General features: G+C 61.6%; 27 protein-coding genes and 1 pseudogene. 13 read left to right on the forward strand and 15 right to left on the reverse strand.

The genetic code is table 11. From position 1 onward, the window contains the following. Positions 1-279, forward strand: a pseudogene (locus tag RMN95_RS10275) (dihydroorotate dehydrogenase (quinone)); the annotation flags it as partial. 65 nt (positions 280-344) lie between these two features. Here RMN95_RS10275 and heR read toward each other — a convergent pair. Together heR and RMN95_RS10285 are read right to left on the reverse strand one after the other, a co-directional pair. After that, positions 345-1139: a heliorhodopsin HeR gene (heR, locus tag RMN95_RS10280; RefSeq protein ID WP_309616828.1), complete on the reverse strand. Its 795-nt coding sequence runs from the start codon at positions 1137-1139 to the stop codon at positions 345-347. A 111-nt stretch (positions 1140-1250) separates the two neighbouring features. Continuing rightward, positions 1251-1832, reverse strand: a complete 582-nt coding sequence (locus tag RMN95_RS10285; RefSeq protein WP_309616829.1) for a DUF3043 domain-containing protein — start codon at positions 1830-1832, stop codon at positions 1251-1253. A 38-nt stretch (positions 1833-1870) separates the two neighbouring features. Here RMN95_RS10285 and RMN95_RS10290 point away from each other — a divergent pair, with 38 nt between their 5' ends. From RMN95_RS10290 to RMN95_RS10315, 6 genes are all read left to right on the forward strand, one after another. Continuing rightward, positions 1871-3268, forward strand: a complete 1398-nt coding sequence (locus RMN95_RS10290) for a dipeptidase (protein ID WP_309616830.1) — start codon at positions 1871-1873, stop codon at positions 3266-3268. Between the two features lie 9 nt (positions 3269-3277). Beyond that, complete coding sequence (locus tag RMN95_RS10295) at positions 3278-3670, forward strand: iron-sulfur cluster assembly accessory protein (RefSeq protein ID WP_309616831.1); 393 nt, start codon at positions 3278-3280, stop codon at positions 3668-3670. A gap of 134 nt (positions 3671-3804) precedes the next feature. Continuing rightward, positions 3805-4689: a cytochrome c oxidase subunit II gene (coxB, locus tag RMN95_RS10300; RefSeq protein WP_309616832.1), complete on the forward strand. Its 885-nt coding sequence runs from the start codon at positions 3805-3807 to the stop codon at positions 4687-4689. A 3-nt stretch (positions 4690-4692) separates the two neighbouring features. After that, positions 4693-6447: a cytochrome c oxidase subunit I gene (gene ctaD / locus RMN95_RS10305; RefSeq protein WP_309616833.1), complete on the forward strand. Its 1755-nt coding sequence runs from the start codon at positions 4693-4695 to the stop codon at positions 6445-6447. A gap of 3 nt (positions 6448-6450) precedes the next feature. Further along, positions 6451-6891, forward strand: coding sequence for a cytochrome c oxidase subunit 4 (locus RMN95_RS10310; protein WP_309616834.1), 441 nt, complete (start codon positions 6451-6453; stop codon positions 6889-6891). Between the two features lie 10 nt (positions 6892-6901). Then, a complete protein-coding gene (locus tag RMN95_RS10315; protein ID WP_309616835.1) occupies positions 6902-7318 on the forward strand; it encodes a GNAT family N-acetyltransferase in 417 nt (138 codons plus the stop codon). A gap of 315 nt (positions 7319-7633) precedes the next feature. Here the strand turns inward: RMN95_RS10315 and RMN95_RS10320 are convergent, their stop codons facing one another. From RMN95_RS10320 to RMN95_RS10335, 4 genes are all read right to left on the reverse strand, one after another. Then, on the reverse strand, positions 7634-9253 hold the full coding sequence (locus tag RMN95_RS10320) for a ubiquinol-cytochrome c reductase cytochrome b subunit (RefSeq protein ID WP_309616836.1): 1620 nt from the start codon (positions 9251-9253) through the stop codon (positions 7634-7636). Continuing rightward, on the reverse strand, positions 9250-10326 hold the full coding sequence (locus tag RMN95_RS10325) for a Rieske 2Fe-2S domain-containing protein (protein WP_309616837.1): 1077 nt from the start codon (positions 10324-10326) through the stop codon (positions 9250-9252). Before RMN95_RS10325 ends, RMN95_RS10320 begins: the two co-directional genes overlap by 4 nt. Positions 10327-10392: 66 nt before the next feature. Continuing rightward, positions 10393-11202 (reverse strand): c-type cytochrome, encoded by an 810-nt coding sequence (locus RMN95_RS10330; protein ID WP_309616838.1) that lies wholly within the window; start codon positions 11200-11202, stop codon positions 10393-10395. A 43-nt stretch (positions 11203-11245) separates the two neighbouring features. After that, on the reverse strand, positions 11246-11920 hold the full coding sequence (locus RMN95_RS10335; protein ID WP_397545152.1) for a heme-copper oxidase subunit III: 675 nt from the start codon (positions 11918-11920) through the stop codon (positions 11246-11248). Between the two features lie 40 nt (positions 11921-11960). Here RMN95_RS10335 and trpD point away from each other — a divergent pair, with 40 nt between their 5' ends. Continuing rightward, a complete protein-coding gene (gene trpD / locus RMN95_RS10340; protein ID WP_309616840.1) occupies positions 11961-13016 on the forward strand; it encodes an anthranilate phosphoribosyltransferase in 1056 nt (351 codons plus the stop codon). 79 nt (positions 13017-13095) lie between these two features. Here the strand turns inward: trpD and glpK are convergent, their stop codons facing one another. The 4 genes from glpK to RMN95_RS10360 form a co-directional block, all read right to left on the reverse strand. Continuing rightward, positions 13096-14610 (reverse strand): glycerol kinase GlpK, encoded by a 1515-nt coding sequence (gene glpK, locus RMN95_RS10345; RefSeq protein WP_309616841.1) that lies wholly within the window; start codon positions 14608-14610, stop codon positions 13096-13098. A gap of 118 nt (positions 14611-14728) precedes the next feature. Continuing rightward, the gene (locus RMN95_RS10350) at positions 14729-15103 is read right to left on the reverse strand and encodes a YchJ family protein (protein WP_309616842.1); all 375 of its coding nucleotides are present in this window, start codon (positions 15101-15103) and stop codon (positions 14729-14731) included. A gap of 83 nt (positions 15104-15186) precedes the next feature. Further along, the gene (locus RMN95_RS10355; protein WP_309616843.1) at positions 15187-15837 is read right to left on the reverse strand and encodes a cation transporter; all 651 of its coding nucleotides are present in this window, start codon (positions 15835-15837) and stop codon (positions 15187-15189) included. After that, positions 15834-16178 carry a winged helix-turn-helix domain-containing protein gene (locus RMN95_RS10360; protein WP_309616844.1) on the reverse strand — a complete coding sequence of 115 codons (345 nt, stop codon included), beginning with the start codon at positions 16176-16178 and terminating at the stop codon, positions 15834-15836. The genes RMN95_RS10355 and RMN95_RS10360 overlap by 4 nt, the downstream gene beginning before the upstream one ends. Positions 16179-16409: 231 nt before the next feature. On the opposite strand from RMN95_RS10360, the gene RMN95_RS10365 reads away from it, so the two are divergent. After that, positions 16410-16889 carry a hypothetical protein gene (locus RMN95_RS10365; protein ID WP_309616845.1) on the forward strand — a complete coding sequence of 160 codons (480 nt, stop codon included), beginning with the start codon at positions 16410-16412 and terminating at the stop codon, positions 16887-16889. A gap of 220 nt (positions 16890-17109) precedes the next feature. Here the strand turns inward: RMN95_RS10365 and RMN95_RS10370 are convergent, their stop codons facing one another. The 3 genes from RMN95_RS10370 to RMN95_RS10380 are packed head-to-tail and all read right to left on the reverse strand — an operon-like array spanning position 17110 to position 18838. After that, positions 17110-17580, reverse strand: coding sequence for a heme-binding protein (locus RMN95_RS10370; protein WP_309616846.1), 471 nt, complete (start codon positions 17578-17580; stop codon positions 17110-17112). Then, positions 17577-18068, reverse strand: a complete 492-nt coding sequence (locus RMN95_RS10375; RefSeq protein WP_309616847.1) for an NUDIX domain-containing protein — start codon at positions 18066-18068, stop codon at positions 17577-17579. The genes RMN95_RS10370 and RMN95_RS10375 overlap by 4 nt, the downstream gene beginning before the upstream one ends. A 5-nt stretch (positions 18069-18073) precedes the next feature. Then, positions 18074-18838: an SDR family oxidoreductase gene (locus RMN95_RS10380; RefSeq protein WP_309616848.1), complete on the reverse strand. Its 765-nt coding sequence runs from the start codon at positions 18836-18838 to the stop codon at positions 18074-18076. 90 nt (positions 18839-18928) lie between these two features. On the opposite strand from RMN95_RS10380, the gene RMN95_RS10385 reads away from it, so the two are divergent. The 4 genes from RMN95_RS10385 to RMN95_RS10400 all read left to right on the forward strand — a co-directional run bounded on the left by RMN95_RS10385 (position 18929) and on the right by RMN95_RS10400 (position 21599). Next, positions 18929-19399, forward strand: a complete 471-nt coding sequence (locus RMN95_RS10385) for an NfeD family protein (protein ID WP_309616849.1) — start codon at positions 18929-18931, stop codon at positions 19397-19399. After that, positions 19396-20331: an SPFH domain-containing protein gene (locus RMN95_RS10390; RefSeq protein WP_309616850.1), complete on the forward strand. Its 936-nt coding sequence runs from the start codon at positions 19396-19398 to the stop codon at positions 20329-20331. The genes RMN95_RS10385 and RMN95_RS10390 overlap by 4 nt, the downstream gene beginning before the upstream one ends. 64 nt (positions 20332-20395) lie before the next feature. Continuing rightward, positions 20396-21091, forward strand: coding sequence for a glycerophosphodiester phosphodiesterase family protein (locus RMN95_RS10395; protein ID WP_397545277.1), 696 nt, complete (start codon positions 20396-20398; stop codon positions 21089-21091). Positions 21092-21233: 142 nt separating this feature from the next. After that, the gene (locus RMN95_RS10400) at positions 21234-21599 is read left to right on the forward strand and encodes an RNA polymerase-binding protein RbpA (protein ID WP_309616852.1); all 366 of its coding nucleotides are present in this window, start codon (positions 21234-21236) and stop codon (positions 21597-21599) included. Positions 21600-21603: 4 nt separating this feature from the next. Here the strand turns inward: RMN95_RS10400 and RMN95_RS10405 are convergent, their stop codons facing one another. Together RMN95_RS10405 and lnt are read right to left on the reverse strand one after the other, a co-directional pair. Then, complete coding sequence (locus tag RMN95_RS10405) at positions 21604-22419, reverse strand: polyprenol monophosphomannose synthase (protein ID WP_309616853.1); 816 nt, start codon at positions 22417-22419, stop codon at positions 21604-21606. Further along, entirely contained in the window at positions 22406-23992 is a 1587-nt protein-coding gene (lnt, locus tag RMN95_RS10410) for an apolipoprotein N-acyltransferase (protein WP_309616854.1), read from the reverse strand. Before lnt ends, RMN95_RS10405 begins: the two co-directional genes overlap by 14 nt. Positions 23993-24000: the final 8 nt, after the last annotated feature.

Below are 24000 nucleotides of genomic sequence, written 5' to 3' on the forward strand. Positions count from 1 at the left end.
GCTCATCTTGCAACGGATGCCACGACCGTAGCCTCCGCAGGCGCTGGCGGGCTCTCCGGGCCACCGTTGGCAGCCCGCTCGCTCGAGCTACTCAGGCTGATCAGGTCAGTCGTCCCTGCCCAGTTCTGCGTGGTGTCGGTCGGTGGAGTAGAAACTGCAGCAGACGTGGCCGGGCGCCTCGCGGCCGGCGCGACCCTGGTGCAGGGCTACACCGGATTTCTCTATCGTGGGCCGCTGTGGGCCCGGCAGATCAACCGCGGACTTGCGACGCTGTTGTAGGAACTACTCCGTCGCAGCGGCTCACTCGCCGACCACCGCGCGGGTGCTCGCGCGGGACGGCATCGTCAGCTGGTGAATGCCGGAATGATCGCGCCCGAGAACACCTGCCACGCGAGAGCGGTCTTTGCAACCAGACTGAGTGTGATGTAGACCCGTTCGCCATAAAGGTAGTCGCGCCACGGCCCCACCTGGCGGTATTGCAACACCTGGTTGATCGCGAAGGTGTTGAAGAACAGGAACAGCGAAATGATGATCCCGTAGACGAAGGACGGCGGCTCTACAGTGCTGGTCGATCCAGGCGAGAAGAAATAGATGAGGATCGCGATCCAGGGCACTGCCCCGACCATCGACCCGAAAATAAAGGGCAGGAAATTGCCGCTGCCGGGTTTCTCGTATTTTTCCTGTAGCGCGCCGAAACCGATCATCGCCGCGTTCGCGCCGAAGAGCGAGAACAGGGCGGCGACATCGGTGATCCCGCTCGTCTGGGCGATGAGCCAGATCATGATGGATGAGCTCAGCGAATATTCGATCCAGCGGAAGTAGTTGTGGTTCGCCCGAAGCCCGGAACTGTAGCGCCCGAAGAAGAGAGGCGAGGCGATGAGGAAGTGAAACAACGCAGAAAGTGCGAGGAATGCGACAACTCCGGCACCGACGTTCACGGCGAAGAGTTCTACACGCTCGGGCGGCACCGGGAATCCGGGAGCCGCGGCCAGGTAGTCGGCGGTCACGCCGAAGGTGACCTGGGTGCCCAGCATCGTCAGCACGATCGCGAACACGATGGCCTGGATGAGGTGCAAAGACCCAGCCACGAGGTTGTACGGGCGAAGACGACGTATGCGGTCGTCGGCTGTTCGAACCATGCGCGCCATAGGGTGCTCCTCAGTGAGCGGACAACGGGGTCCGTGTCGCTTACGCTAGCAGCCCGATGCCGGCGTCGAATCTCGCTGTGTCGAAGCCCGCTGTACCGAGGCTCAGACCGGGAACTTACCGCGCTTCACCTGCGGCTTTGGGAGACGCATGAGTCGCAACTGTAGTGCACGCATCGCGGCGTACCAGCGCACCTTTTCAACCTTGTCAGCGCCGAACTTCGCGGCCAGCTTTCGCCTGACGATGAAGCCGAGCGTGAGCACGTCGATGATCGCCACCAGGAAGAACGCCCACAGCGCGACGAGGCCGATCGTTTGCACCTCGGGAAAGGGAAGGGCTGTCAGGATGATCACCAGGAACATCAATGGAATCAGCAGCTCGCCGGCGCTGAATCGCGCATCCACATAATCGCGCACATAACGCTTCTGCGGTCCCCGATCGCGCAGCGGCAGGTACTTTTCTTCCCCGGCGGCCATGCCGATGCGGGCGCGCTCGCGCTGGGCTTGCATGTGGATGCGGGCAGTCTTGCGGGCGGCCGCACGATCGCTCGATACGAGCGGCTGCTTGCGAGCCAGCTCCTTCTCCCGGCGAGTGGGAGTGGGGTGACCCTTGCCGGTCGAGACGCTGTCCTGATTGAGCTCATAGCCAGCTTTGCTGGCCGAGTCGCTCTCTGATGTCTTGGCCACGGGATTCCTCGCCTCTGTTGAGCTTTAAGATTACTCGCATGACCGAAACGTTGCAGCCTCATCCTCTTCTCGCTCAACTGACCGAGGCGGTGCAGGGCGGGATGCCCGTCGCCATCGCCGAGCTAGGCAGGCTGGTGCGGATTCCGTCCGTCTCCTGGGATGGGTTCGACGCCGCCCACGTTGCCACTAGCGCGGCCGCGGTGAAGGAGTTACTCGACCAGCTTGGCGTCTTCGACTCCGTCGAAATTTCACGAGCACCGATCGATGAAAGCCGCATGGGTCAGCCCGCGATTCTTGCCACCCGCGCAGCAAAAAACGGCAGGCCGACAATCCTGTTGTATGCCCACCACGATGTTCAGCCCCCCGGAAATGCCGAGGATTGGGAGTCAAACCCGTTCGAGCCCACGGTACGTGGAGACCGGTTGTACGGCAGGGGAGCCGCCGACGATAAGGCCGGGGTGATGGCCCACGTCGCCGCGATTCGCGCCTTCGTCGAGACGGTCGGTGATGACTTCAACCTCGGACTGGTCGCCTTTTTCGAGGGTGAGGAAGAGTTCGGCTCGCGTTCCTTCGCCAACTTCTTAGTCCAGCACCGCGAACAGCTTGCCGCCGACGTCATCGTCGTGGCCGACTCCGATAACTGGGACCTCAACACACCGTCTCTGACCGTCGGATTGCGCGGTAACGTCACGTTCAAGCTGACTATCTCAACCCTCGCGCATGCGTCACATTCGGGCATGTTCGGCGGAGCGGCCCCGGATGCCATGCTCGCCGCCATCACGCTCCTCGCCACCCTGCATGCCGCCGACGGATCGGTCGCAGTGGACGGTCTCACCAGCCGCGAATCGGCAACTCCTGAATATTCGGAGGGCAAGCTCGCCCACGAGGCCGCCCTGCTTGAGGGGGTGGCATCGATCGGCCACGGCCCAGTTCTGTCGCGCCTGTGGAACCAGCCCGCCATCACCATCACCGGAATCGACGCACCGGCCGTGGTCAATGCATCCAACACCCTTACGCCCTCGGTGACCGTCAAACTCAGCGCCCGGATCGCGCCCGGCCAGAGCGCGACCGACGCGTACGACGCGCTCGAAGCGCACCTCACCGCCCATGCACCGTTCGGCGCACATCTCGAGATTTCGGATGTGGATCGTGGCGACCCCTTCCTTGTCGAGACCGGTGGCTGGGCGGTCGCCGAAGCGAAAGATGCCATGCATCAGGCCTGGGGTGTGGAGCCGTTGGAAACGGGAATCGGTGGGTCGATTCCGTTCATCTCGACCCTCGTGGAGATATTCCCCGACGCCCAGATCTTGGTTACCGGCGTCGAAGACCCAGACTCGCGGGCACACAGTCCCAACGAGTCGCTTCATCTCGGAGTGTTTCAGCGGGCGATCCTCACGGAGGCGGTCCTGCTGGCAAAGCTCGAATCGCGAGCGTAGAATCACACCATGACTGACACTGCCACCAGCACCGACCTCACGACGGAAGCCACCAGCACCGCAGCCACTGTCGCGCACGGTGTCGGACTCACCGATGCCGCTGCCGGCAAGGTTCGTAGCCTGATGAGCCAGGAGGGTCGGGATGACCTGCGGCTTCGACTCGCCGTGCAGCCCGGTGGCTGCTCAGGTCTCATTTACCAGCTCTATTTCGACGAGCGGAGCCTCGATGGTGACGCGGTCGTCGACTTCGGCGAGGGCGTTGAGGTAGTCCTCGACAAGATGAGTGTGCCGTACCTCGACGGGGCGACTATCGACTTCGAAGACACCATTCAGAAGCAGGGCTTCACCATCGACAACCCGAACGCACAGGGCAGCTGCGCCTGCGGAGATAGCTTCCACTAATCGGCCGGCTGCTCGGGAAAACGCGCCTGAAATGGCGCGTTTTTTCGATTCCGGGGGCGCTGAGGTGGCTGCCTCCATGCCGCCCGCGTTGTAGACTAAAAGGGAATCTTGTCCCTGTTTTCGAGAGGTAACTGGTGCGCTCCAACCGCCGACTTCGATGGATAGCCATTCCCCTTGGCCTCATCGTCACCATCGCCCTGGCTGGCTGTACGCCGGAGCAGCTTCACGGCTGGCTTCCTGGCAGTGGAGAGACGACTAACCACACCTCGACCATTGTCGGGCTGTGGGTTACCTCCTGGATCGTGCTGCTCGTAGTCGGAGTCGTGACCTGGGGTCTGATCATCTGGACGGCGGTGGTCTATCGTCGCCGAAAGGGCCAGACCGGGCTTCCGGTGCAATTGCGCTACAACCTGCCCATCGAGATGTTCTACACCATCGTTCCTCTGTTCCTCGTGCTTGGCTTCTTCGCTTTCACTGCCCGCGACCAGGCTCAGATTGAAGAACCGACCAAGAATCCCGACGTCCAGATCGAGGTCATCGGCAAGCGTTGGGCGTGGGATTTCAACTACGTCAGCGATAACGCCTACAGCACCGGCGTCCAGGCAGAATTCAATTCGGATGGAAGCATCAACACCGATAATTTGCCGGTGCTCTACCTCCCGGTCGACAAGACCATCGAAGTTAAAATTGAGGCGCGCGACGTCATCCATTCGTTCTGGGTTGTGGATTTCCTATACAAGAAAGACATGATTCCGGGAAAAAGCAACTACATGTACTTCACCCCGACCGAACTGGGCACGTTCCAAGGCAAATGCGCTGAGCTGTGTGGCGAATATCACTCACTCATGCTCTTCACGGTAAAGGTGGTCTCCGAGGGCGACTACAACGCCTACATTTCGGAGCAGAAGGCCAGCGGATTCGATGGGCAAATCGGGATCGATTACAACGTTAACCAGAACCTGCCAGGTAATGGCAGCACCGATAACAGCAGCACCAACCCAAGCACTAATGAGGGATAGAGCATGACCACCACAGTCGAGCGGCCGGCCACCATTGGTGGATCTTCGACGTCGGGCACCGTCGCACCGTCGAAGGTCGAACTCAAGGGCAACATTGTCGTCAGTTGGATCACGTCCACTGACCACAAGACCATTGGCTACCTGTATCTGATCACGTCGTTCGTATATTTCCTTCTCGGGGGCGTGATGGCTCTGGTCATTCGAGCGCAGCTTTTTGCGCCCGGCCTATCGATCGTGGCCACCGGGGAGCAGTACAACCAGCTCTTCACCATGCATGGCACGATCATGCTGCTCATGTTTGCCACACCGTTATTTGCGGGATTTGCCAACGTACTCATGCCCCTGCAAATCGGCGCACCCGACGTCGCGTTCCCGAGGCTCAATGCTTTCGCCTACTGGCTGTACAGCTTCGGATCGCTGATCGCGGTCGCCGGATTCCTGACTCCACAGGGCGCAGCATCCTTCGGGTGGTTCGCTTATGCGCCGCTGTCCAGCACTACCTTCTCGCCCGGTTACGGCGGAAATCTCTGGGTGTTCGGTCTCACGCTGAGCGGTTTCGGAACCATCCTCGGTGCCGTCAACTTCATCACCACCATCATCACGATGCGTGCTCCGGGCATGACGATGTTCCGGATGCCGATCTTCACCTGGAACACGCTCGTCACGTCGATCCTCGTGATCATGGCGTTTCCTGTGCTGGCGGCGGCGCTCTTCGCGCTCGGTGCGGATCGCGTGGTGGGTGCGCATATCTACGACCCAGCCAACGGCGGAGTGATCCTGTGGCAGCATCTTTTCTGGTTTTTTGGTCACCCTGAGGTCTACATCATTGCCCTGCCGTTCTTCGGGATCGTTTCCGAGGTGTTCCCCGTGTTTGCGCGGAAGCCAATCTTTGGCTATCGCACCCTGATCTACGCGACCATCGCCATCGCGGCGCTCTCGATCACGGTGTGGGCTCATCACATGTATGTCACCGGGTCGGTGCTTCTGCCCTTCTTCTCTTTGATGACCATGCTCATCGCAGTACCGACCGGCGTGAAGATCTTCAACTGGATCGGCACGATGTGGAGAGGTTCCATCACATTCGAGACCCCGATGCTGTGGGCGATTGGATTTTTGATCACCTTCGTCTTCGGTGGTCTCACTGGAGTCATTTTGGCGTCGCCTCCGCTCGACTTCCACGTCTCCGACAGCTATTTCGTGGTCGCTCACTTCCATTACGTTGTGTTCGGCACCGTCGTGTTCGCCATGTTCAGCGGGTTTTACTTCTGGTGGCCCAAGTGGACGGGAAAGATGCTCAACGAGCGTCTTGGCAAGATCCACTTCTGGCTGCTGTTTATTGGCTTCCATACGACATTCCTGATCCAGCACTGGATCGGTGTGATGGCGCTCCCACGCCGCTATCGCACCTATCTCGAGTCCGATGGGGTGACCTGGATGAACCAGGTTTCTACTACGGGAGCCGCCATCCTCGCGATCTCAATGTTGCCGTTCTTCTACAACCTCTACATCACCGCGCGCTCGGCGCCAAAAGTCACGGTCAACGATCCGTGGGGCTACGGACGTTCGCTCGAGTGGGCCACAAGCTGCCCGCCACCTCGGCATAATTTCACGTCAATTCCCCGGATTCGCTCCGAGGCACCCGCCTTTGATCTGAATCATCCTGAAGCCGGGATCCCCGTCGGAATCGGGGGAGTTGGTTCCTTGAAAGATGCCCCTGACGCCCCCGTGTACGACCTCGGCGACGAGAAGGTCAAATAGGCGATGGGAACCAACGCGCGCCTGTTTTCAATATTGGCAGGCTTCTTCTTCGTTGCCGATGCGATTTACATCGTGTGGTCGCTACTTGTCTCGGCACGGCCTGCAGCCCAGATTGCTCCGGAAATTGAGTGGGTCGGCACTGTTGCCCTGGGCCTCACCGGGTTGCTCGCGCTGCTCATCGCCTTCTACCTCGGACGCATCCATAAGTCTCAAGGGGGCGAGCTGCCCGAGGATCGTCTCGACGCAAACATCGACGACGGTGATGCCGAGCAGGGATTCTTCAGTCCGTGGAGTTGGTGGCCTCTTGTTCTCGCCTCCAGCGCGGCGCTGACGTTCCTGGGCCTCGCCGTCGGCCCGTGGATTTCATTTTTCGGCGTTGCTATCTTCCTGATTAGCATCGTGGGGTGGATCTTTGAGTACTACCGCGGATACTTCGCGCGCTAAGAAGTTCACCATGCGCCCTGCCGTTGCCGCAGACGCCGGGCGTGTCTTCGCCTTGCTCCAACAACTGGAGGGCTACTCTCCTGAGCTGGCAGCCTTCGAGACGAACTTCACCTTTTTGTTGCATGATGAGGCGACGACACTTCTACTCGTGGGTGCGGATGAAGACGGCCACGTGGTGGGCTACGCACTCACGACAATTACACCCCTATTGCACACAAACGGCAGCTCTGCCCAGCTTCAGGAATTAGCCGTGGATGTCGCTCGCCAAGGAGAGGGGATCGGCACTGCCCTCGTCGAAGAGGTCGAACGAGCCTGCCGTGAGCGCCATGTTCGCCAGCTGACAGTTCCCAGCCGACGGTCAGCGGATTTCTATGAGCGCATCGGCTACCGATCCACCGCAGACTTCCTGAAGCGTACGTTCGACTGAGGAGTTGCCGGGGTTTCGCGCCGGTACCCCTGTGGCTCGTCTTGACAGCGAGAGCCGGCAGATCGTGCGTTCCAGCCCCTCCAACGCCGTATTTTTTCGAATTTCGCGGCCTCTGACTGCACGCAAATGTGGCTGCGGGTAGAGGTGCGTAGCTTGCCGCGAGGCCCGGCTTTGTGGAGCAGTACGTGACACCTGACGGCCGGCAATATCAGCGCCAACCCGCCGGAATTCCGCCAAAGCGCAGTGCACCCCGACGCCACGAACGACGAACGCCGCCAGCCTTGCGGCTAGCGGCGTTCGTGACGTTACCGAATATTAGTGATCGTCGTTTGAGCGCTCGATTTCCTTCGTGGTGATCGGCGAGATCCGGTCTTCGAAGAACCAACTCGACGCCGCGGCACGGACGCGCTGGTTCAGCGAGATGCGCCCATTTTCGTCCGGACGAACGGTGAGGGGTTGGTATTCTTCGTAGCTGACAAGCTTCCAACGCTGGTACTCGTCGAGCTGCTGGTGCACCTCGATGTACTCGCCGCCGGGAAGTCGCACAATACGGCCGGATTCGAAGCCGTGCAGCGCAATTTCGCGGTCCTTTTTCTGGAGCCCGATGCAGATCCGTTTGGTCACGAAGTAGGCGATGACCGGTCCGATAATCAGCAGTACCTGGCAGGCATGAATGACGCCCTCGATCGACAATCTGAAATGCGTTGCCAATAGGTCGGAGCTTGCGGCTGCCCACAAGACGGCGTAGAACGTCACGCCGGCAGCGCCGATAGCGGTGCGCGTGGGGGCGTTCCGCGGGCGATCCGCGATGTGGTGCTCTCTCTTATCGCCGGTAATCCAGGCTTCGATGAAGGGGTAGAACGCCACAAGAGCCAGGAATATGGGCAGCACGAGCAGCGGAACCATGATGTTCAGCGACAGGGTCGCTCCGAAGATTTCGACCTCCCACCCTGGTGGCATCAGCCTCAGGGCGCCATCGGCGAATCCGATATACCAGTCGGGCTGGGTTCCAGCCGACACGGGGGAGGGGTCATAAGGCCCATAGGTCCACACCGGGTTGATTTGGAACAGCGAGGCGATCAGCATGATCACTCCGAAGATGATGAAGAAGAACCCACCAGCCTTTGCCGCGAACACCGGCATGATCGGCACACCGACGACGTTGTCGTTGGTGCGGCCGGGGCCAGCGAACTGGGTGTGCTTATTGATGATCAGCAGCAGCATGTGCACACCAATGGCCGCCACCAGGATCGCGGGCAGGATCAGGATATGCAGGACATACAGCCGACCGACAATGTCGGTGCCGGGAAACTCCCCACCAAACAGGAGATATGAGATCCATGTTCCGATGACCGGGATTCCCTTGACCATGCCATCGATAATGCGCAGGCCATTGCCGGAGAGCAGATCATCGGGCAGCGAGTAGCCGGTGAATCCTTCTGCCATCGCCAACACGAACAACACAAAACCGATCAGCCAGTTGATCTCGCGTGGTTTGCGGTAGGCGCCGGTGAAGTAGATACGCAGCATGTGCAGGCCGATGGATGCCACGAACAGCAGTGCCGCCCAGTGATGCACTTGACGCATCAGGAGCCCACCCCGGATGTCGAACGAGAGGTCGAGGGTCGACGCCATGGCGGCAGACATCTCGATCCCCTTGAGGGGAACGTAGGAACCCTGGTAGACCACCTCAACCATGGATGCCTGGTAGAAGAAGGTCAGGAAGGTGCCCGACAGGAGGATGACGATGAAGCTGTACAGCGCCACCTCGCCGAGCATGAACGACCAATGGTCGGGGAAGATCTTGCGACCTACCTCCTTGACCAGGCCGGACATGCTGGTTCGTTCGTCAATGTAGTTGGCCGCCCACCCGGTAAATCGGGTTCCGCGGCTCTTCTGCACGGCCACGGCCGGGCGTTCCTCGGTTGTAGTCATAGTTTGCGCTCCCAGAAGCTTGGTCCAACTGGTTCGTTAAAGTCGCTGCGGGCGACCAGGTAGCCCTCTGAGTCCACCGTGATCGGTAGCTGAGGCAGGGGACGCTTGGCAGGGCCGAAAATGACGGCAGCTTCGCGTGTGATGTCGAATTGTGACTGGTGGCATGGGCACAGCAGATGGTGCGTCTGCTTCTCGTACAGGGCCACCGGGCATCCGACATGGGTGCAAATTTTGGAGTACGCGATAATTCCTTCGTAATTCCAGTCTTCGCGACCGGCAGATACATTCAGATCGGCCGGCTTGAGGCGCATGACAAGCACCGCAGCTTTGGCCTTTTCTTCCAATTTGTGCTCGGACTTTTCCAGACCTTCCGGAATGACGTGGAAGGCCGAGCCGAGCGTTACTTCAGAAGCTTTGATAGGTGTTCCGGAGGGGTCACGCGTCAACCGCACGCCCTCGGCCCACAGGGTGTGCTTGAGCTGGGGGACAGGGTCTGCGCTCGGGGCGAGGTCTCGAAAGAGCGCGATCGCTGGGATGGGGGAAACTACCAGTGCACCGATCAGCGTGTTGCGGATCATGGTGCGTCGACCGAAACCGGACTCTTTATTTCCGAGGGAGAATACCTCGACCGCTTTTTGGCGCGTGGCGTCAGTACCTCGGGTTCCGTGACGCTGCTCTACGAGGTCGTGGCCCTCCATGAGAGACCTGGCCCAGTGCACGGCGCCAATTCCCACGGCCAGCAAGCCGAGGGCGATACTCAGACCGAGCGCGAGATTACTGAGTCGTACCGAGCCCATGTCTCCCGGAATGATCGGAATGACCGTGTACACGACCACGGCCACCACACTGGCGATGATCGAGACGAAGAAAAGCCCGGAGACCCGGCGCTCCTGCGCCCGCTCCTTGGCCGGATCCATGTCGGCAACGCGCGGACGGAAGGGCTCGAAGCCAGGGTTCTGAAGCCGGTCAGACACCACCACGGCAGTACCCGCGGGCGGCGGGTTGTTGCCATATTTTTCGACGGTCGTGCCGACGATGGAGCTGCCGGAGATGCCGTCGTGATCGTTCGCCATTCTCGTCCCTATGTTTTCTTCGCTGTGTGTTCTCGGTATATCAGTTCGACGTGTGAAGGTGCTGGATCAGTTGGCGCGTGACGAGAGCCACACGGTGATCGCCACGATCGCTCCCAGCCCGAAGATCCAGATGAAGAGCCCTTCCGAGACAGGGCCCAGGTTGCCGAGGCCGAATCCACCCACTGAAGGAGTCTCATCCAGGTACTTGAGGTACGTGATGATGTTGGCCTTCTGCTCGGGCGTGATGTTGGTGTCGTTGAACACGGGCATGTTCTGGGGGCCGATGAGCATCGCGTCGTAGATGTGGTTCGCCGCGGAACCGGCCAGTGGGGGAGCGAACTTACCCTCGGTGAGGGCGCCTCCGGCACCGGCAACGTTGTGGCACATCGCACAATTGATGCGGAACAATTCCGCACCCTCTGAGGCGTTGCCTTTACCCTGCAGGTATTCGTCGGACGGGATCGCCGGGCCGGGCGCCTTGGATGCCACGAACACGGCCAGAGCGGATACCTGCTCAGCAGTGAACTGCACTGGCTTCTTCTCGGCCTGCGGCCCGGTGGCGGCAAGCGGCATGCGGCCTGTCCCCACCTGGAAATCGACCGACGCCGCGCCGACGCCGATCAGGCTTGGGCCCTGAGTGCCGCCCTGGAGATTAACCCCGTGACATGTTGCGCAATTGGCCGCGAAAAGCTTGCCGCCATCATCAATAGTCGCTTCGGCGGCGGCGCTGGTCTCCGCCGTCGCGCTGGTGGTGAACAGGGTGTACGCCCCGCCGGTCGCGACGAGACCGACGACGAGCAGTGCGACGGTCGCAAGCGGATGACGCCGACCTGCCGGTCGCTTGCTTCTGTTCTGTCGTGCTGGCTTTGTGGCCATGCTGCGTGAGGTTCCTTTGTTCATCATCTTGTGGGGTATCGAGCTATTTCAGGAGATAGATCACAGCAAAGAGGCCAATCCACACTACGTCGACAAAATGCCAGTAGTACGAGATGACGATCGCGCTGGTTGCCTCTTTATGACCGAAGTTCTTGACCGCGAAACCGCGACCGATCACGAGGAGGAAAGCTATGAGACCACCCGTGACGTGAAGACCGTGGAAACCCGTGGTGATGTAGAAGGCGGAACCGTATGAGTCGCTCGACAGGCTCACGTTTTCTGAGACCAGGGTGGCGTACTCGTAGATCTGGCCGACGACAAAGGTGGCGCCCATGGCGTAGGTGAGGAAGAACCACTCGACCATGCCCCACTTCCAAAACTGGAGGACTCCACCGGTCCGGCGGGCTTGCAGTCGCTCGGCGGCAAAGACACCCGCCTGGCACGTGAAGGACGAGAGCACCAGGATGACCGTATTCACGGCCGCGAATGTGACGTTGAGTTTTGCTGTCTCGGCTGCCCACAGGTCTGGGGAGGTGGATTTGAGTGTGAAGTAGATGGCGAAAAGCCCTGCGAAGAACATGACCTCGCTGCCGAGCCAGACGATGGTACCCACGGCAACGATATTCGGGCGGCTCACCGTCTGGGTGCCGAGAGAGCGAGTTAACGAGGCTGTGGTCACTCTTCTATTATGCGTGATATTTCGGTCGGGTTTTGTCATTCTGCGGGTCTGTCGCGGCCTGATCGTTAGGATTTGAGGCATGGCACGCGAGCAAAACTGGCCCGGCATTCTCACATCTCTCGTCGAAGGTGATGACCTGTCGATTAGTGACGCCGAATGGGCAATGACGAGCGTGATGGCGGGGGAGGCGACCTCCGCCCAGTTGGCGGGCCTGCTTGTCGCGCTGCGGGTCAAAGGCGAGACGATCGACGAGATTGTGGGATTTCGGGACGCCGTGTTGTCGAAGGCACTTCCCCTGCACGTCGATCCCATGGTGCTCGACATCGTGGGCACCGGCGGCGACCCGTATGGGGCCGTGCTCAACATCTCGTCTATCGCCTCGATCATCGCCTCGGCAGCGGGAGTCCCGGTCGTCAAGCATGGCAATCGCGGCGCGAGTTCGGCATCAGGAGCGTCAGATGTGCTGGCCGCTCTGGGGCTCAACCTCGACATCAGCCCCCAGCGAGTAGCTGAGGTGCTCGCTGAAACCGGGATCACTTTTGCGTTCGCCGCCCTCTTTCACCCGGGGTTCAGGCATGCGGGTCCCACCCGCAAAGAGCTCGGAATCTCGACTCTGTTCAACATTCTCGGGCCGCTGTGCAACCCCGCACGACCCGAAGCGTCGGCAGTGGGGGTGGCCTCCCTTGAGCGCGTGCCGCTCGTCGTCGGGGTGTTCCGCACCCGTGGGGCCACGGCGCTGGTCTATCGCGGTGACGACGGCATCGACAAGCTCACCACCACCGGGCACAGCCACATCTGGGAGGTATCACGAGGTTTCGTGAGCGAATACGACCTGGATCCGACAGACCTCGGCATTGCGCGCGCCGACATCCAGTCACTGTTGGGGGCAGACCCGCAGCACAATGCCGGCGTGGCTCGGGGAGTGCTCGCGGGGGAGACAGGACCGGTGCGCGACATCGTGCTGCTCAACGCAGCGGCCGGGCTCACGGCATTTGAGCTGGCACAGAATCCCGATCAGCTGCAGCATCCCATTCTTGATCGGCTCGCGGCGCAGTATGAGCGGGCGGCGGCGGTACTCGACTCCGGCCTCGCAGAGCGAAAGCTTGAAGAGTGGGTCGCCGCCACCCATCGGTGACGCTACCGCGCACGCTCTCTGCTGCCACCTACCACCTGCCAGCCCTGACCCGGCCACGCCGTTACAGTCCGAAGCCAGGTCATGAGGGCACGTCGTTGTCGACCCAATCAAGCGTCTTGTCGACCGCTTTCGACCAGTTGCGCATCAATCGGGCGCGCTCATCTGCCGGCATCCTGGGCTCCCAACGCTGCCCCTCCTGCCAATTGGAGCGAAGTTCGTCGCGATTCTTCCAAAATCCGACCGCGAGTCCGGCGGCGTAGGCGGCGCCGAGTGCTGTCGTCTCCGCGACCACCGGCCGGATGACCGGCACGTCCAGCAGGTCAGCCTGGAATTGCATCAGTACATCGTTGGCGACCATGCCTCCGTCGACCTTCAGCTCTGCGAGGTCGACGCCGAAGTCGGCGTTCACCGCGTCCAGTACCTCGCGGGTTTGGAAGGCGGTCGCCTCGAGGGCGGCGCGGGCGATGTGACCCCGGTTCGCGAAACGGGTGAGTCCGAGGATGGCGCCACGGGCATCCGGTCGCCAGTGTGGTGCAAATAGTCCCGAAAACGCGGGCACGAAGTAGACCCCGCCGTTGTCGTCGACGCTGGCGGCGAGCGTCTCGACCTCTTCTGAGCTGGAGATGATGCCGAGGTTGTCCCGCAGCCACTGCACGAGTGAGCCTGTGACGGCAATCGAGCCCTCGAGCGCGTAGCGGGGAGCCTCGTTTCCGAGCTGATAGGCGACGGTGGTGATCAGCCCATTCTCCGAGCGCACAATCTCTTCGCCGGTATTCACGATCAGGAAATTGCCGGTGCCGTAGGTATTCTTCGACTCACCTTTGTCGAAGGCGGCCTGCCCGAACGTGGCGGCCTGCTGGTCGCCCAGGATGCCCGCCACCGGCACCTCGCGAAGCAGGCTCGACGACTCGATCGTGCCGTAGATCTCAGACGAGCTGCGGATCTCCGGCAGCATCGAGGCGGGGATGCCGAATCGCGCCAGGAGGTCATCATCCCAGGCAAGAGTCTCAAGATTCATGAGCAGGGTGCGACTGGCGTTGGTGACATCCGTCGCGTGTACGCCGCCGTCTGTGCCTCCGGTTAGATTCCACAGCAGCCAGGTGTCGATCGTGCCGAAGGCGAGGTCCCCAGCGTCGGCGCGATCGCGCGCCCCTGCCACGTTCTCAAGAATCCACGCGACCTTACTCGCAGAGAAGTACGTGGCCAGCGGCAGGCCGGTTTTCTGTTTCAGTCGATCAGGGTCTCCCTCCGCGATGCGATCCACTATCGATTGGGTGCGAGTATCTTGCCAAACGATCGCGTGGTACACAGGTGCGCCAGTGATGCGATCCCACACGACGGCGGTCTCGCGCTGGTTTGTGATGCCGACGGCGACGATGTCGTGGCGCGTGATGTTGGCGGCCGAGAGGGCCTGGCCGATCGCTTGGCGGGTGTTATCCCAGATCTCTTTGGGGTCATGTTCGACCCATCCCGCCCGGGGGAAGATCTGCGCGTGCTCGAGCTGGCCCGTTGCGACCACGGAGCCGCCGCGATCGAAGATGATGGCGCGGGTACTGGTCGTTCCCTGGTCGATGGCGATCACATAGTCGGTCATGCCTGATTCTTTCTCTAGAGGTTGGTCACTTTATTGCGTCCCGAGGACGGAGTTGCACTCTGCCCTTGCGCTGCGCACGTCGCACGGTGGGGGATTGCCGGCGAGGTCGGCAACCGAATCAACCGGTGGCATCCACATACATCCAGACGCCATTTTCGCGACGAAACTCGCTGTTCTCGTGCTGGCTCCCGAGGTCGGCGCCGTGACGGTAGTGCGCACGAAATTCGACGGTGCCAGTGGTGTCGAATATCCCGCCTCGCGTGTGATCGATGATGTCAAGGCCGTACCAGTGCAGGGTCGTGTCGAGCAGTAGTTCAGCGGGCCGTGTGGACTCGTGCCAGGTGGACAGAAGGTAGTCGGGCGTTCCCAGCGTGTACGCGGCGTAGCGCGACCGCATCAGGCGTTCCGCGGTGGGCGCCAGCGAGATTCCGAGGTGGAAAGGCTCACAGCAGTCCGAATATGGCAGGCCGGTGAAGCAGGGGCAGCGTCGCATGGATTCAGCGTACCGAGCACCCCTCATCGTTCGGCAAAGGTGATGCGGGGGAGTGGTGGTGGTTCTGGTGTCGTTAGCTCGGTCTACCTGGGCTCATCATCGTCATGTTCACCTTCGATGAGTTCCCCCTCCCACGCTTCCTTGCCTTCCCAGATCGCGAATGCGGCGATGATGAACCCGGCCACCGGGTCGAGCCAGCCGGCGCCGGTCAGCATGTAGAGAAGGAGTCCGGCCAGGGTTGAAATGCTCAGCAGGACGCAGATTCGGGTTTCGGCGGCGTCGGCAAGGATGAGGTTGTCGCCCAGGCGCCGACCGACGAGGGTCTTCATCACCGCGAGGACTGGCATGACAATGATGGAGGTGACCAGCAGGCCGATGGCAAGCCACGACGTCTCTGGACGTTCCCCCTCGATCAGGCTGCGAATCCCTTCAAAGGTCACGTATGCCGCGAGGATGAAGAAGGTCACGGCGACCAGTCGCAGGGTGATCTTCTCTTTCTTCTCGTCGGCGCGACCGCGCCGCAGCCGGGCGGCGAGCCGCAGACCGACCAGCACCGCGGCGATCGACTCGATACCCGAATCAATACCGAAGCCGATGACGGACACCAGGCCGGCCGCAATGCCCGCCGCGATCGCCACGGTACCCTCCACGACGTTGTATACAACGGTGACCTGAGCGAGTCGAAGCCCGCGCCGTGTGAGCCGCTCCGTCTCCTGAGTCGTGATGGCGCTCACGGGCAGCAGCCCTCGATCGGGCACCCGGGGTCGTCGCACGTGATGGCCTCGTCGACCATCACGGTGACCACCAGCAGGGCGTTCAACGCGTTCGCAAGGTGCGGGTCAGCGATCTCGTAGCGTGTGTGCCGGCCCTCGGGCTCGGCCGCTACGATGCCGCAGCTGCGCAGGCAGCTCAGGTGATTGGAGACGTTTGTGCGAGTGAGTTGCAGGTCGCGAGCGAGTTGGGCGGGATAACCCGGCTGCTCGAGCAGACTCAGCAGAATTCTGGATCGGGTGGGGTGCGCCATAGCGCGACCAAGGCGGTTCATGACATCGACACGAGCAGCAATAGTCAGCATGCACTGACCATACAGTGAGGGCTGACTACTCGGAGGGCACCGCCCAGCAGCTCCGAGTTGCGCCATTTGCGATCGAGCAACTCCTGCCGGTGAAGACTGGTATCCGATTTTGCACTAAAGCCGGGGATCACGCGACCTATGCTGGAGGAAGTCAGGGGAGCGCACATGGTCACGCGGCTGAGAATCGGTGCAATCATTCTCGCTGCGGCTATGTCCTGCGCGGGGTGTTCGGTGGTTCCGAACCCCCCTGATGCGGTCGGGGAGGGCTACCCGGGCACCTGCATGCCCGATGAGTTCTCGTGGCCGACGGACTTCCTGGAGTCGCTGCCGGGAGAATCGTCCGCGCTTGGCGGGAGACTCGTCGGCCTTCGACTCGAGTACGTGGACTCCGAATGGGTGTGGCGACTTCGGAGCGCCGATACTAAGCACGACTGGCTCGGAGAGGCAGTGGATGATCCGAGCTTCGGTAAGGAATCGCTCATCGACGTGAGGACATTGACGACGCTCGCAACCCACGAGGTGCAGCTCACTGAGGCGGAACAACAGATGGAGGGGAGCGGCGCCCACGACGCGGCCCAGCTTTCAGGCGAACAGTGGCCGAGCCCGCTGATCATCGAGATGGCCCGGATTATGGAGGACGGCACACCGATCTGGCGGATCACGACCTGCGACACGGAAACCAACGAGCAATCCGTGCTTAGCGTGAAATGATGCCCGTCGCCGACGGTGACAGGTCCGCCGCCGTTCGGGGGAGTAATGCGAAGGGGAGATCGGCACAACTCCCTCGCCGTTTTTCGATCTGGTTGCTCGTTTTGCGATAAGAGTAATTACTACTTGACATAATGAGCATTATCGGATACCGCGATGGTTGGTTTTGCCCGTCGAAGAGCTTTCCGCTCACCGCAGGCGTGACGCGGCAGAAACTCATTGCTCAGCGAGACAGGTACCGGGCCAGGGTTTCTGCGGCGGCCTCATGATCGATGGCGTCAGGTTCACCCGACATCGTGATCGTGCCGACGACATCTCCGCCGACTCGCAGCGGGATGGATCCACCGTGGGCCTTGAACGCGTCGTGATCAATGTCGTTACGTTCGGTGAATGGCGTGCCCGCTTCAGCATGACGAAGTTTCACTAATAACGAGGGTTGCTCAAACCTGAGAGCCGTCGCTGCTTTGCCTGCCAGCCACGGGTCGTTATCCGGTCCGGTCGAGCCCAGCTTCGCCCGGAACACCAGGTCGCCGCTGACCACAATATCGACGGCCAGATTCAGACCCCATTCCCGGATCACCTGAACAGCGACGACCCCGAGAGCGACAGCGTCGTTGTTCGTCATGCTGGGCAGTTCCATGGCATTCAGATATTCGAGATCATCAGCACGATAGTGCGGCATGGCACGGGTCACTGGTTCTTCTCCACGAGAGTGTTCCTCGCGAGCTCGACCAGTTCGGCGGGCTCGAACGGTTCCGTGCTCGCAGCTAGTTCGGCGAGCGACCACCACCGGTGTGCCAGCACGTCTACTCGCTCCTCATCGGTCCACAGCAGATCTGACGGTACGAACGTGTCGACCGTTGCGGTGTAGAACTCAGCGTGGCCGGTGTCATGGTCTGCGGCATCCCACGCCACAACAAAGTCGTGAGACCAGACCGGCTCCCCTAGGTTCGGGATGACCAGCCCGGTTTCTTCCTGCAACTCGCGCACAGCAGCCTGGTGGTGGCTTTCGCCCGGGTCCACTCCCCCGCCGGGCGTCAGCCAGCGCGCGACACCGCTGGTGTCTGGGGCCGTCGTCAGAAACAGCAGGATCCGGTCCTCCCAGTCGAACAGCAGCACGCGGCTGGAGAGTCGATTGGTGGGAGTAGCGGCGATCAGTTTTTTGCCCAGTTCGGGTCGCACAGCGCTCAGGCCCCCAGGAAGTCGCTGACGTCACCCACGTAGCGGGTGTGGTTCTCGGGGATTGGTTCCACCGCGGCCGCGGCAATCTCCGCCGCAAACTCGCTGACGTTGTACAGCCGACCGGCCGCTTCCTTTCGGGCTTCAATCGCGCCCGGATTCGCTCGTTGCAGCAGCGTTGCCGTGATGGTGCCCTCGATCATGTCGCCAGACACGACCACGAACTCGATGCCCGCATCGTCCAGCATCGGGATGAGGTCGCGAAGTGCGTCCTCGCCGGCGCGTTTGCTCAGGGCGACCGGCAGGTACTCAGGCATTGTCTCGACGGTCTTGATGAAGTGAGCCTGGTGACTGGTGACGAAAACGATGCGCGAGCCCCGGTGCAACAGCGGCATCATCGCCGACAGGAACTCGACCTGGGCATCGCGGTTGAGGCGCATCGCGTAGTCCTCGGGCATGCCGCTTTCCATACCGCCAGAGGCGTTCAGCACGAGAATGTCGAGTTCGCCGTATGCCGCACGAATCTGTTCGACGAGGGACTCGATTGAGTCTGGATCGGTAAGATCAGCGCCGATCGTCATCACCTCCGCACCCTCGCCCTCAAGTTTTGCCGCCAGCTTCAGCGCCCTGGCCTCTTTATTACGGAAATTGATTGCCACGCGCGCGCCAGCACCCGCGAGGTAGCTGACGGTGTCGGCTCCAATGCCTCGAGACGAGCCGGTGACAAGCGCTCGAATGCCGGACAGGGAACCAGGTGCCAAGGGGTTACTCACAATCACCGACCCTACCAAGCTATGCGCGGTCACTAAGTTGAGCGATACTGCTAGCGTGAGAGCACCACCGACGTAGGAGAGGTACCGAGCATGCTCCTGGACTTCCTGGTCAGCTACTCATGGATCGTCTGGCTCGCGCTGATCCTCCTCTTCGGGATTATCGAGTTGACCACACTCGAGTTCACTTTCCTGATGCTGTCGGTGGGGAGTCTCGGAGGACTTGTCTCCGGGCTTCTCGGTCTTCCCTGGCCGGCGCAAATCATCATCGCGGGCATCCTCTCAGTGCTGTTAATCTTCGCTCTTCGCCCCGCGCTGCTGCGGGTGCTGAAACGGGGCGGGGATCCCGCACGCAGCAATGTGGATGCGCTCCTGGGCGCCACCGGCATCGTCACCAACGACTTCTCCGGAAGTGCCAGCCACGTCAAACTGCTCAACGGTGAGACGTGGACCGCCAGGCTTTCCGGCAGCGATCGCCCCCTCGTGGAGGGTGAGCAGGTAGTAGTGACCGCAATCGAAGGGGCGACCGCCGTGGTCGCACCCGCAGAAAGGGCAGTATCGTGACCGACCCAGGCCGTCTCTTCGGCCAGATCATTTTGATTATTCTTGTCGCAATCATCGTAATTTTTGTATTGGTGGTTCTCTTCCGGTCGGTCAGGATCATCCCCCAGGCCAACGCGGGTGTCGTCGAAAGGCTCGGCAAGTACCATAAGACGCTGCTGCCGGGGCTGAACCTGCTCGTCCCGTTCATCGACCGGGTGAGGCCGCTGATCGACATGCGCGAACAGGTCGTATCTTTTCCGCCGCAGCCGGTGATTACCGAAGACAATCTGGTCGTCTCGATCGATACCGTCGTGTTTTTCCAGGTCACTGATGCCCGTGCGGCAACCTACGAGATCGCCAATTATCTGGGCGCAGTCGAGCAACTCACCACGACCACCCTGCGTAATGTGGTCGGCAGCCTCAACCTCGAGGAGGCCCTCACCAGCCGTGACAACATCAACGGTCAGCTGCGAGTGGTGCTGGACGAGACAACCGGGAAATGGGGCGTGCGCGTCGGCCGGGTCGAGCTCAAGGCCATCGATCCGCCGCTCTCCATCCAGGACTCGATGGAGAAGCAGATGCGCGCTGAGCGTGACCGTCGTGCGCTCATCCTCACCGCCGAAGGAACCAAACAGTCCGCGATCCTTACCGCAGAGGGCGCACGCCAGGCCGCGATCCTGTCGGCCGAGGGTGATGCCAAGGCACAGGTGCTTCGGGCGCAGGGCGAGGCCGAAGCCATTACGACAGTGTTTGGCGCAATCCATGCGGGCAATCCGTCTGCTGATCTGCTCGCCTACCAATACCTGCAGACCCTGCCCAAAATCGCCGAGGGTGACTCGAACAAGATGTGGATCATCCCATCTGAACTCACCGAAGCGCTCAAAGGCATCAGCGCCGGGTTCCTCGGCGGCGCCGGCGGTTCGGCGCGTGGTACGACGCCGCCCGCCGCATAAAGCGGATCCGACGGGCTACCTCTCCCCCGCCCGCCCCCGGGTCTTCGCGCATCGGGGTCTGGCTGTGGATGCGCCGGAGAACACGATGCTCGCCTTCGCGAGGGCCGTCGCGGCCGGCGCCGAATACATCGAGACCGATGTTCACGCCAGTTCCGACGGAGCGGCGATTATCGCCCACGATCCCGTGCTCTCGCGCGTGGCGGGGAGTAATCTGAGAGTCGATCAATTTACGCGGGCTGAGCTCGAAAAGGTTGACCTCGGTTATGGGCAGTCTTTTTGCACTCTCGCACAGGCGCTGGACGGGTTTCCGGAGACGCGCTTCAACATAGACGTGAAATCTGCCGCTGCCGTCGCGCCCACGATCGCAACGATCGTCGCGCTCGGCGCCTCGCGTCGGGTGCTGGTCACGTCCTTCGATGAGCGGCGTCGTGCTGCTGCTGTGCGCGGTGTGCCCGAGGTGGCCTCGTCGGCCTCGGCGGCGCGCCTCATCCCGGCGCTCGTAGCCGCACAACTTGGCATCCTTCCCCTGGTCAGATGGGCGGTGCGCGGACTGGTCGCCGTGCAGGTTCCTGAGACGGCGGCAGGAGTGCGGGTGACCAAGCCCAGGCTGATCCGAATGTTCCATGCCGTCGGCGTTGAAGTGCACGTGTGGACGGTCAATGACCCCCGACGCATGCGCGAACTGCTCGACCTCGGTGTGGACGGCATCATCACCGATCGTGCTGATCTGGCGCTCGAGGTCGTGAGACTTCGCTCCTGAACCGGGACGCTGCATCCGCTGGCCTCGCTCCAGGCGACGACTTTACTGGGAACAGGCTGGGAACAGGCGCGCGCTTGAAAGGTTATGCCCAGCTTGTGGGTTTATACCTGTAACGACCGCGAAATGAAAAGGAGGCCAGAAAATGGCAGACCGTAGTTTGCGCGGGATGAGACTTGGCACTCAGAGCCTACAGAGCGAAGAGGGCGTGGAATTTTCCCCGCGAAAGAAGAGCACCTACCGTGCGACCGACGGGACCACCTTTGAGGTGATCTTTGCGGCAGACGCAGAAGTTCCTCAGCAGTGGGAATCCCCCAAGACCGGCCAGGAGGGCGTGCTGCTGACCGCCGATGGCGAGCCGGTGGTGTTGGACGAGACCGAAACCAAGATCCCCCGCAGCCACTGGGACATGTTGCTTGAGCGACGCACTCGCGCCGAACTCGAAGAACTGCTCCAGGAGCGACTCGACTACCTGCGTTCACGCAAGGGCCAGCAGAAAATCGGCGCCTGAGGCACTAAGCCCCTCGCCCCCCGGGAGTCTGTTTGCCAGGATTCTCACGGTCAGAGTCGCGCGTTCCCTTTGGCCTCATTCCAGGTCTCAGGGCCGCCGCTATTCCCCAAGCGGTGACCCTGAGCAGGGCCTCGATCACGATGCCGGAGTGCATCTTCGACTGGCCAGTTTCCCTCTCGACGAAGGTAATGGGATGTTCGGCAATGCGATGGCCCGAGCGCTCGAGTCGCCAGGCCATCTCCACCTGGAAACAATAGCCTTGTGACGAAATCGCCCGCAGGTCGAGATCTCTCAGCGCGCTGGCCCTGAATACGCGGAAGCCAGCCGTGATGTCCCGGATGCTCGATCTCAGCATCACTCCCGAGTACCAGTTTCCCGTGCGGGAAATGGCCTTGCGCAGTGGCGGCCAGTTCACGACTGAGCCGCCCGCTACCCAGCGCGAACCGATCACGAGGTCAGCACCATCGACGGCGAGGGAGATCATGGCCGGGAGCGACGCGGGATCGTGCGACCCATCCGCATCCATCTCGACAATAAAGTCGTAGCCGTCGTTCAGGGCTACCTGGAAACCAGCGAGGTAGGCCTGGCCGAGCCCGTCTTTGCCCGCGCGATGAAGCACGCGGACGACGTCGTCACCGTCGGCGAGACGGTCTGCCAGGGCGCCTGTGCCGTCGGGACTGGAATCGTCGACGATGAGCAGGTCGGCCGCGGGTACAGCCGTCCGAATTCTGCTCACAATACGTTCGAGACCGTCGATCTCGTTGTAGGTGGGGACAATGATGAGGGCGCGATTGCCCACCACGTCATCATGCTTGGGCACGTTTTCTCCTGACTGCGATACCGGCGCTGATAATGCTGGCAAGCGCCATTGCGGATACGAACCATTCGAACTCGCGGCCAAACACCACCGCGGGAGTTATCGCGCTGGCCAACTCGACGTCCTGCACCAGTGATCCCGCCTCGTACCAGGGCAGTTGCTGCACGATGGTGCCGTCAGGCGCGATCACGGCACTGAGCCCGACTGTCGAAATATTCACGACGCTGCGCCCCAGTTCCATGGCCCTAATGCGCGCGATCGAGAGCTGCTGGGCGCTTTCATCCGTCCGGCCAAAGTCGGCATTATTTGAGGAGGCGAAAATGATCCTCGCGCCCTCCTCCACGGATCGAGTAAGGAGCTGGTCGTCGACGATATCGAAACAGATGTTTACGCCCACGGTGATCCCGTCGAGATCGAACACCATATCGGTGGATCCCGGGGTGTAGTCGCGCCCAATCAGATCAATCAGCCCCGGCGCAAAGGGTCGCCAGAATGCACGATCCGGCACGTACTCCCCGAACGGCACTGGATGCTTCTTATCGTACAAATCGACAGCGCCCTCCCCCGCCTTCCAGAGCATCGCGGTGTTGTAGAACCTGTCACCACGATGGGTGACACCCTGGGCTATCAGGGGGGCATCCATCTGTTCTGACACGTAGTCAAAAACTTGGCCGGTATAGGAGTCTGTGAGTGGGTCGGCGTAGGTCGACCCCTCGGGCCACAGCACGAGATCGACCGTCTGGCCGAACAGAGGCACCGTGGCATCCAGTTGCGCCTGAAGCAGTTCATTCGCGGTCGAGCCATCGAAGTATCCGGCCCTGCCGGCGCCCTGCACCGCCGCGACGCGAATCGAGCCGTCCGCGGGCACCCGGAAGGCCGGGACGACGAGAAGTGTGCCCAAGAGTGCGACGACTACGACGGCTCTGGCAGCTCTCGGCGCACCCGTGATCCGCACACATTCCACCGTCACCGCGACGAGCAGCACCATAACGAAGCTGACGCCCGAGATGCCGAGCCAGCCGAACAGCGGAGCGAACGGGCTGTCTGACTGCGACATTGCGACTCTCCCCCAGGAGAATCCGCCATACGGCCAGACGGCTGACCAGGCCTCGCGCGCGGTCCAGAGGCCCGCGACAGCGAGCGGGAGCAGAGCAACCCGGCCCCACACGCTCGAGTTCGCTCGAGGCATCCACCGATATGCCAGGGCGATGGCCAGGCCACCGAGCGCCGCAAAGAGGGACTCCAGCACCGAGAGTGCCGCCATCGGCAGCAAGCCAAGAAACAGGGAGGCCCACGAAATGTGGGTGAGGTAGAAGGAGAGGCTCGCCGCGAACCCGATGAGCAGAGCACTGGAATTGCGGCGACCGATGAGGCTCACCAGCACCAGGCCGATTCCTACGAAGGTCAGCGGCCAGTATCCCCGATCGGGGAATCCAGCATCCACAACGGGACCGGATGACACGGCGACGACCAGCGCGGCCCACAGCGGCAGCACGGGGCGGGTGTGCGGGGCCGGCCTCAGGCCCTCGAATCTGAAGAGCCCGACGACGGGGCGTGTCGCCAGGTTGATGCTCACGAGGGTAA

The organism is Salinibacterium sp., from assembly GCF_031364185.1.
GTDB lineage: Bacteria > Actinomycetota > Actinomycetes > Actinomycetales > Microbacteriaceae > Rhodoglobus.

What these genes read in the sequence shown, in the direction of transcription:
- heR (WP_309616828.1), bottom strand. Translation starts at nt 1,139, where the DNA reads ATGGTTCGAACAGCCGACGACCGCATACGTCGTCTTCGCCCGTACAAC.
- RMN95_RS10290 (WP_309616830.1), top strand. Translation starts at nt 1,871, where the DNA reads ATGACCGAAACGTTGCAGCCTCATCCTCTTCTCGCTCAACTGACCGAG.
- RMN95_RS10295 (WP_309616831.1), top strand. Translation starts at nt 3,278, where the DNA reads ATGACTGACACTGCCACCAGCACCGACCTCACGACGGAAGCCACCAGC.
- ctaD (WP_309616833.1), top strand. Translation starts at nt 4,693, where the DNA reads ATGACCACCACAGTCGAGCGGCCGGCCACCATTGGTGGATCTTCGACG.
- RMN95_RS10310 (WP_309616834.1), top strand. Translation starts at nt 6,451, where the DNA reads ATGGGAACCAACGCGCGCCTGTTTTCAATATTGGCAGGCTTCTTCTTC.
- RMN95_RS10315 (WP_309616835.1), top strand. Translation starts at nt 6,902, where the DNA reads ATGCGCCCTGCCGTTGCCGCAGACGCCGGGCGTGTCTTCGCCTTGCTC.
- RMN95_RS10320 (WP_309616836.1), bottom strand. Translation starts at nt 9,253, where the DNA reads ATGACTACAACCGAGGAACGCCCGGCCGTGGCCGTGCAGAAGAGCCGC.
- RMN95_RS10325 (WP_309616837.1), bottom strand. Translation starts at nt 10,326, where the DNA reads ATGGCGAACGATCACGACGGCATCTCCGGCAGCTCCATCGTCGGCACG.
- RMN95_RS10330 (WP_309616838.1), bottom strand. Translation starts at nt 11,202, where the DNA reads ATGGCCACAAAGCCAGCACGACAGAACAGAAGCAAGCGACCGGCAGGT.
- RMN95_RS10335 (WP_397545152.1), bottom strand. Translation starts at nt 11,920, where the DNA reads ATGACAAAACCCGACCGAAATATCACGCATAATAGAAGAGTGACCACA.
- trpD (WP_309616840.1), top strand. Translation starts at nt 11,961, where the DNA reads ATGGCACGCGAGCAAAACTGGCCCGGCATTCTCACATCTCTCGTCGAA.
- glpK (WP_309616841.1), bottom strand. Translation starts at nt 14,610, where the DNA reads ATGACCGACTATGTGATCGCCATCGACCAGGGAACGACCAGTACCCGC.
- RMN95_RS10350 (WP_309616842.1), bottom strand. Translation starts at nt 15,103, where the DNA reads ATGCGACGCTGCCCCTGCTTCACCGGCCTGCCATATTCGGACTGCTGT.
- RMN95_RS10360 (WP_309616844.1), bottom strand. Translation starts at nt 16,178, where the DNA reads ATGCTGACTATTGCTGCTCGTGTCGATGTCATGAACCGCCTTGGTCGC.
- RMN95_RS10385 (WP_309616849.1), top strand. Translation starts at nt 18,929, where the DNA reads ATGCTCCTGGACTTCCTGGTCAGCTACTCATGGATCGTCTGGCTCGCG.
- RMN95_RS10400 (WP_309616852.1), top strand. Translation starts at nt 21,234, where the DNA reads ATGGCAGACCGTAGTTTGCGCGGGATGAGACTTGGCACTCAGAGCCTA.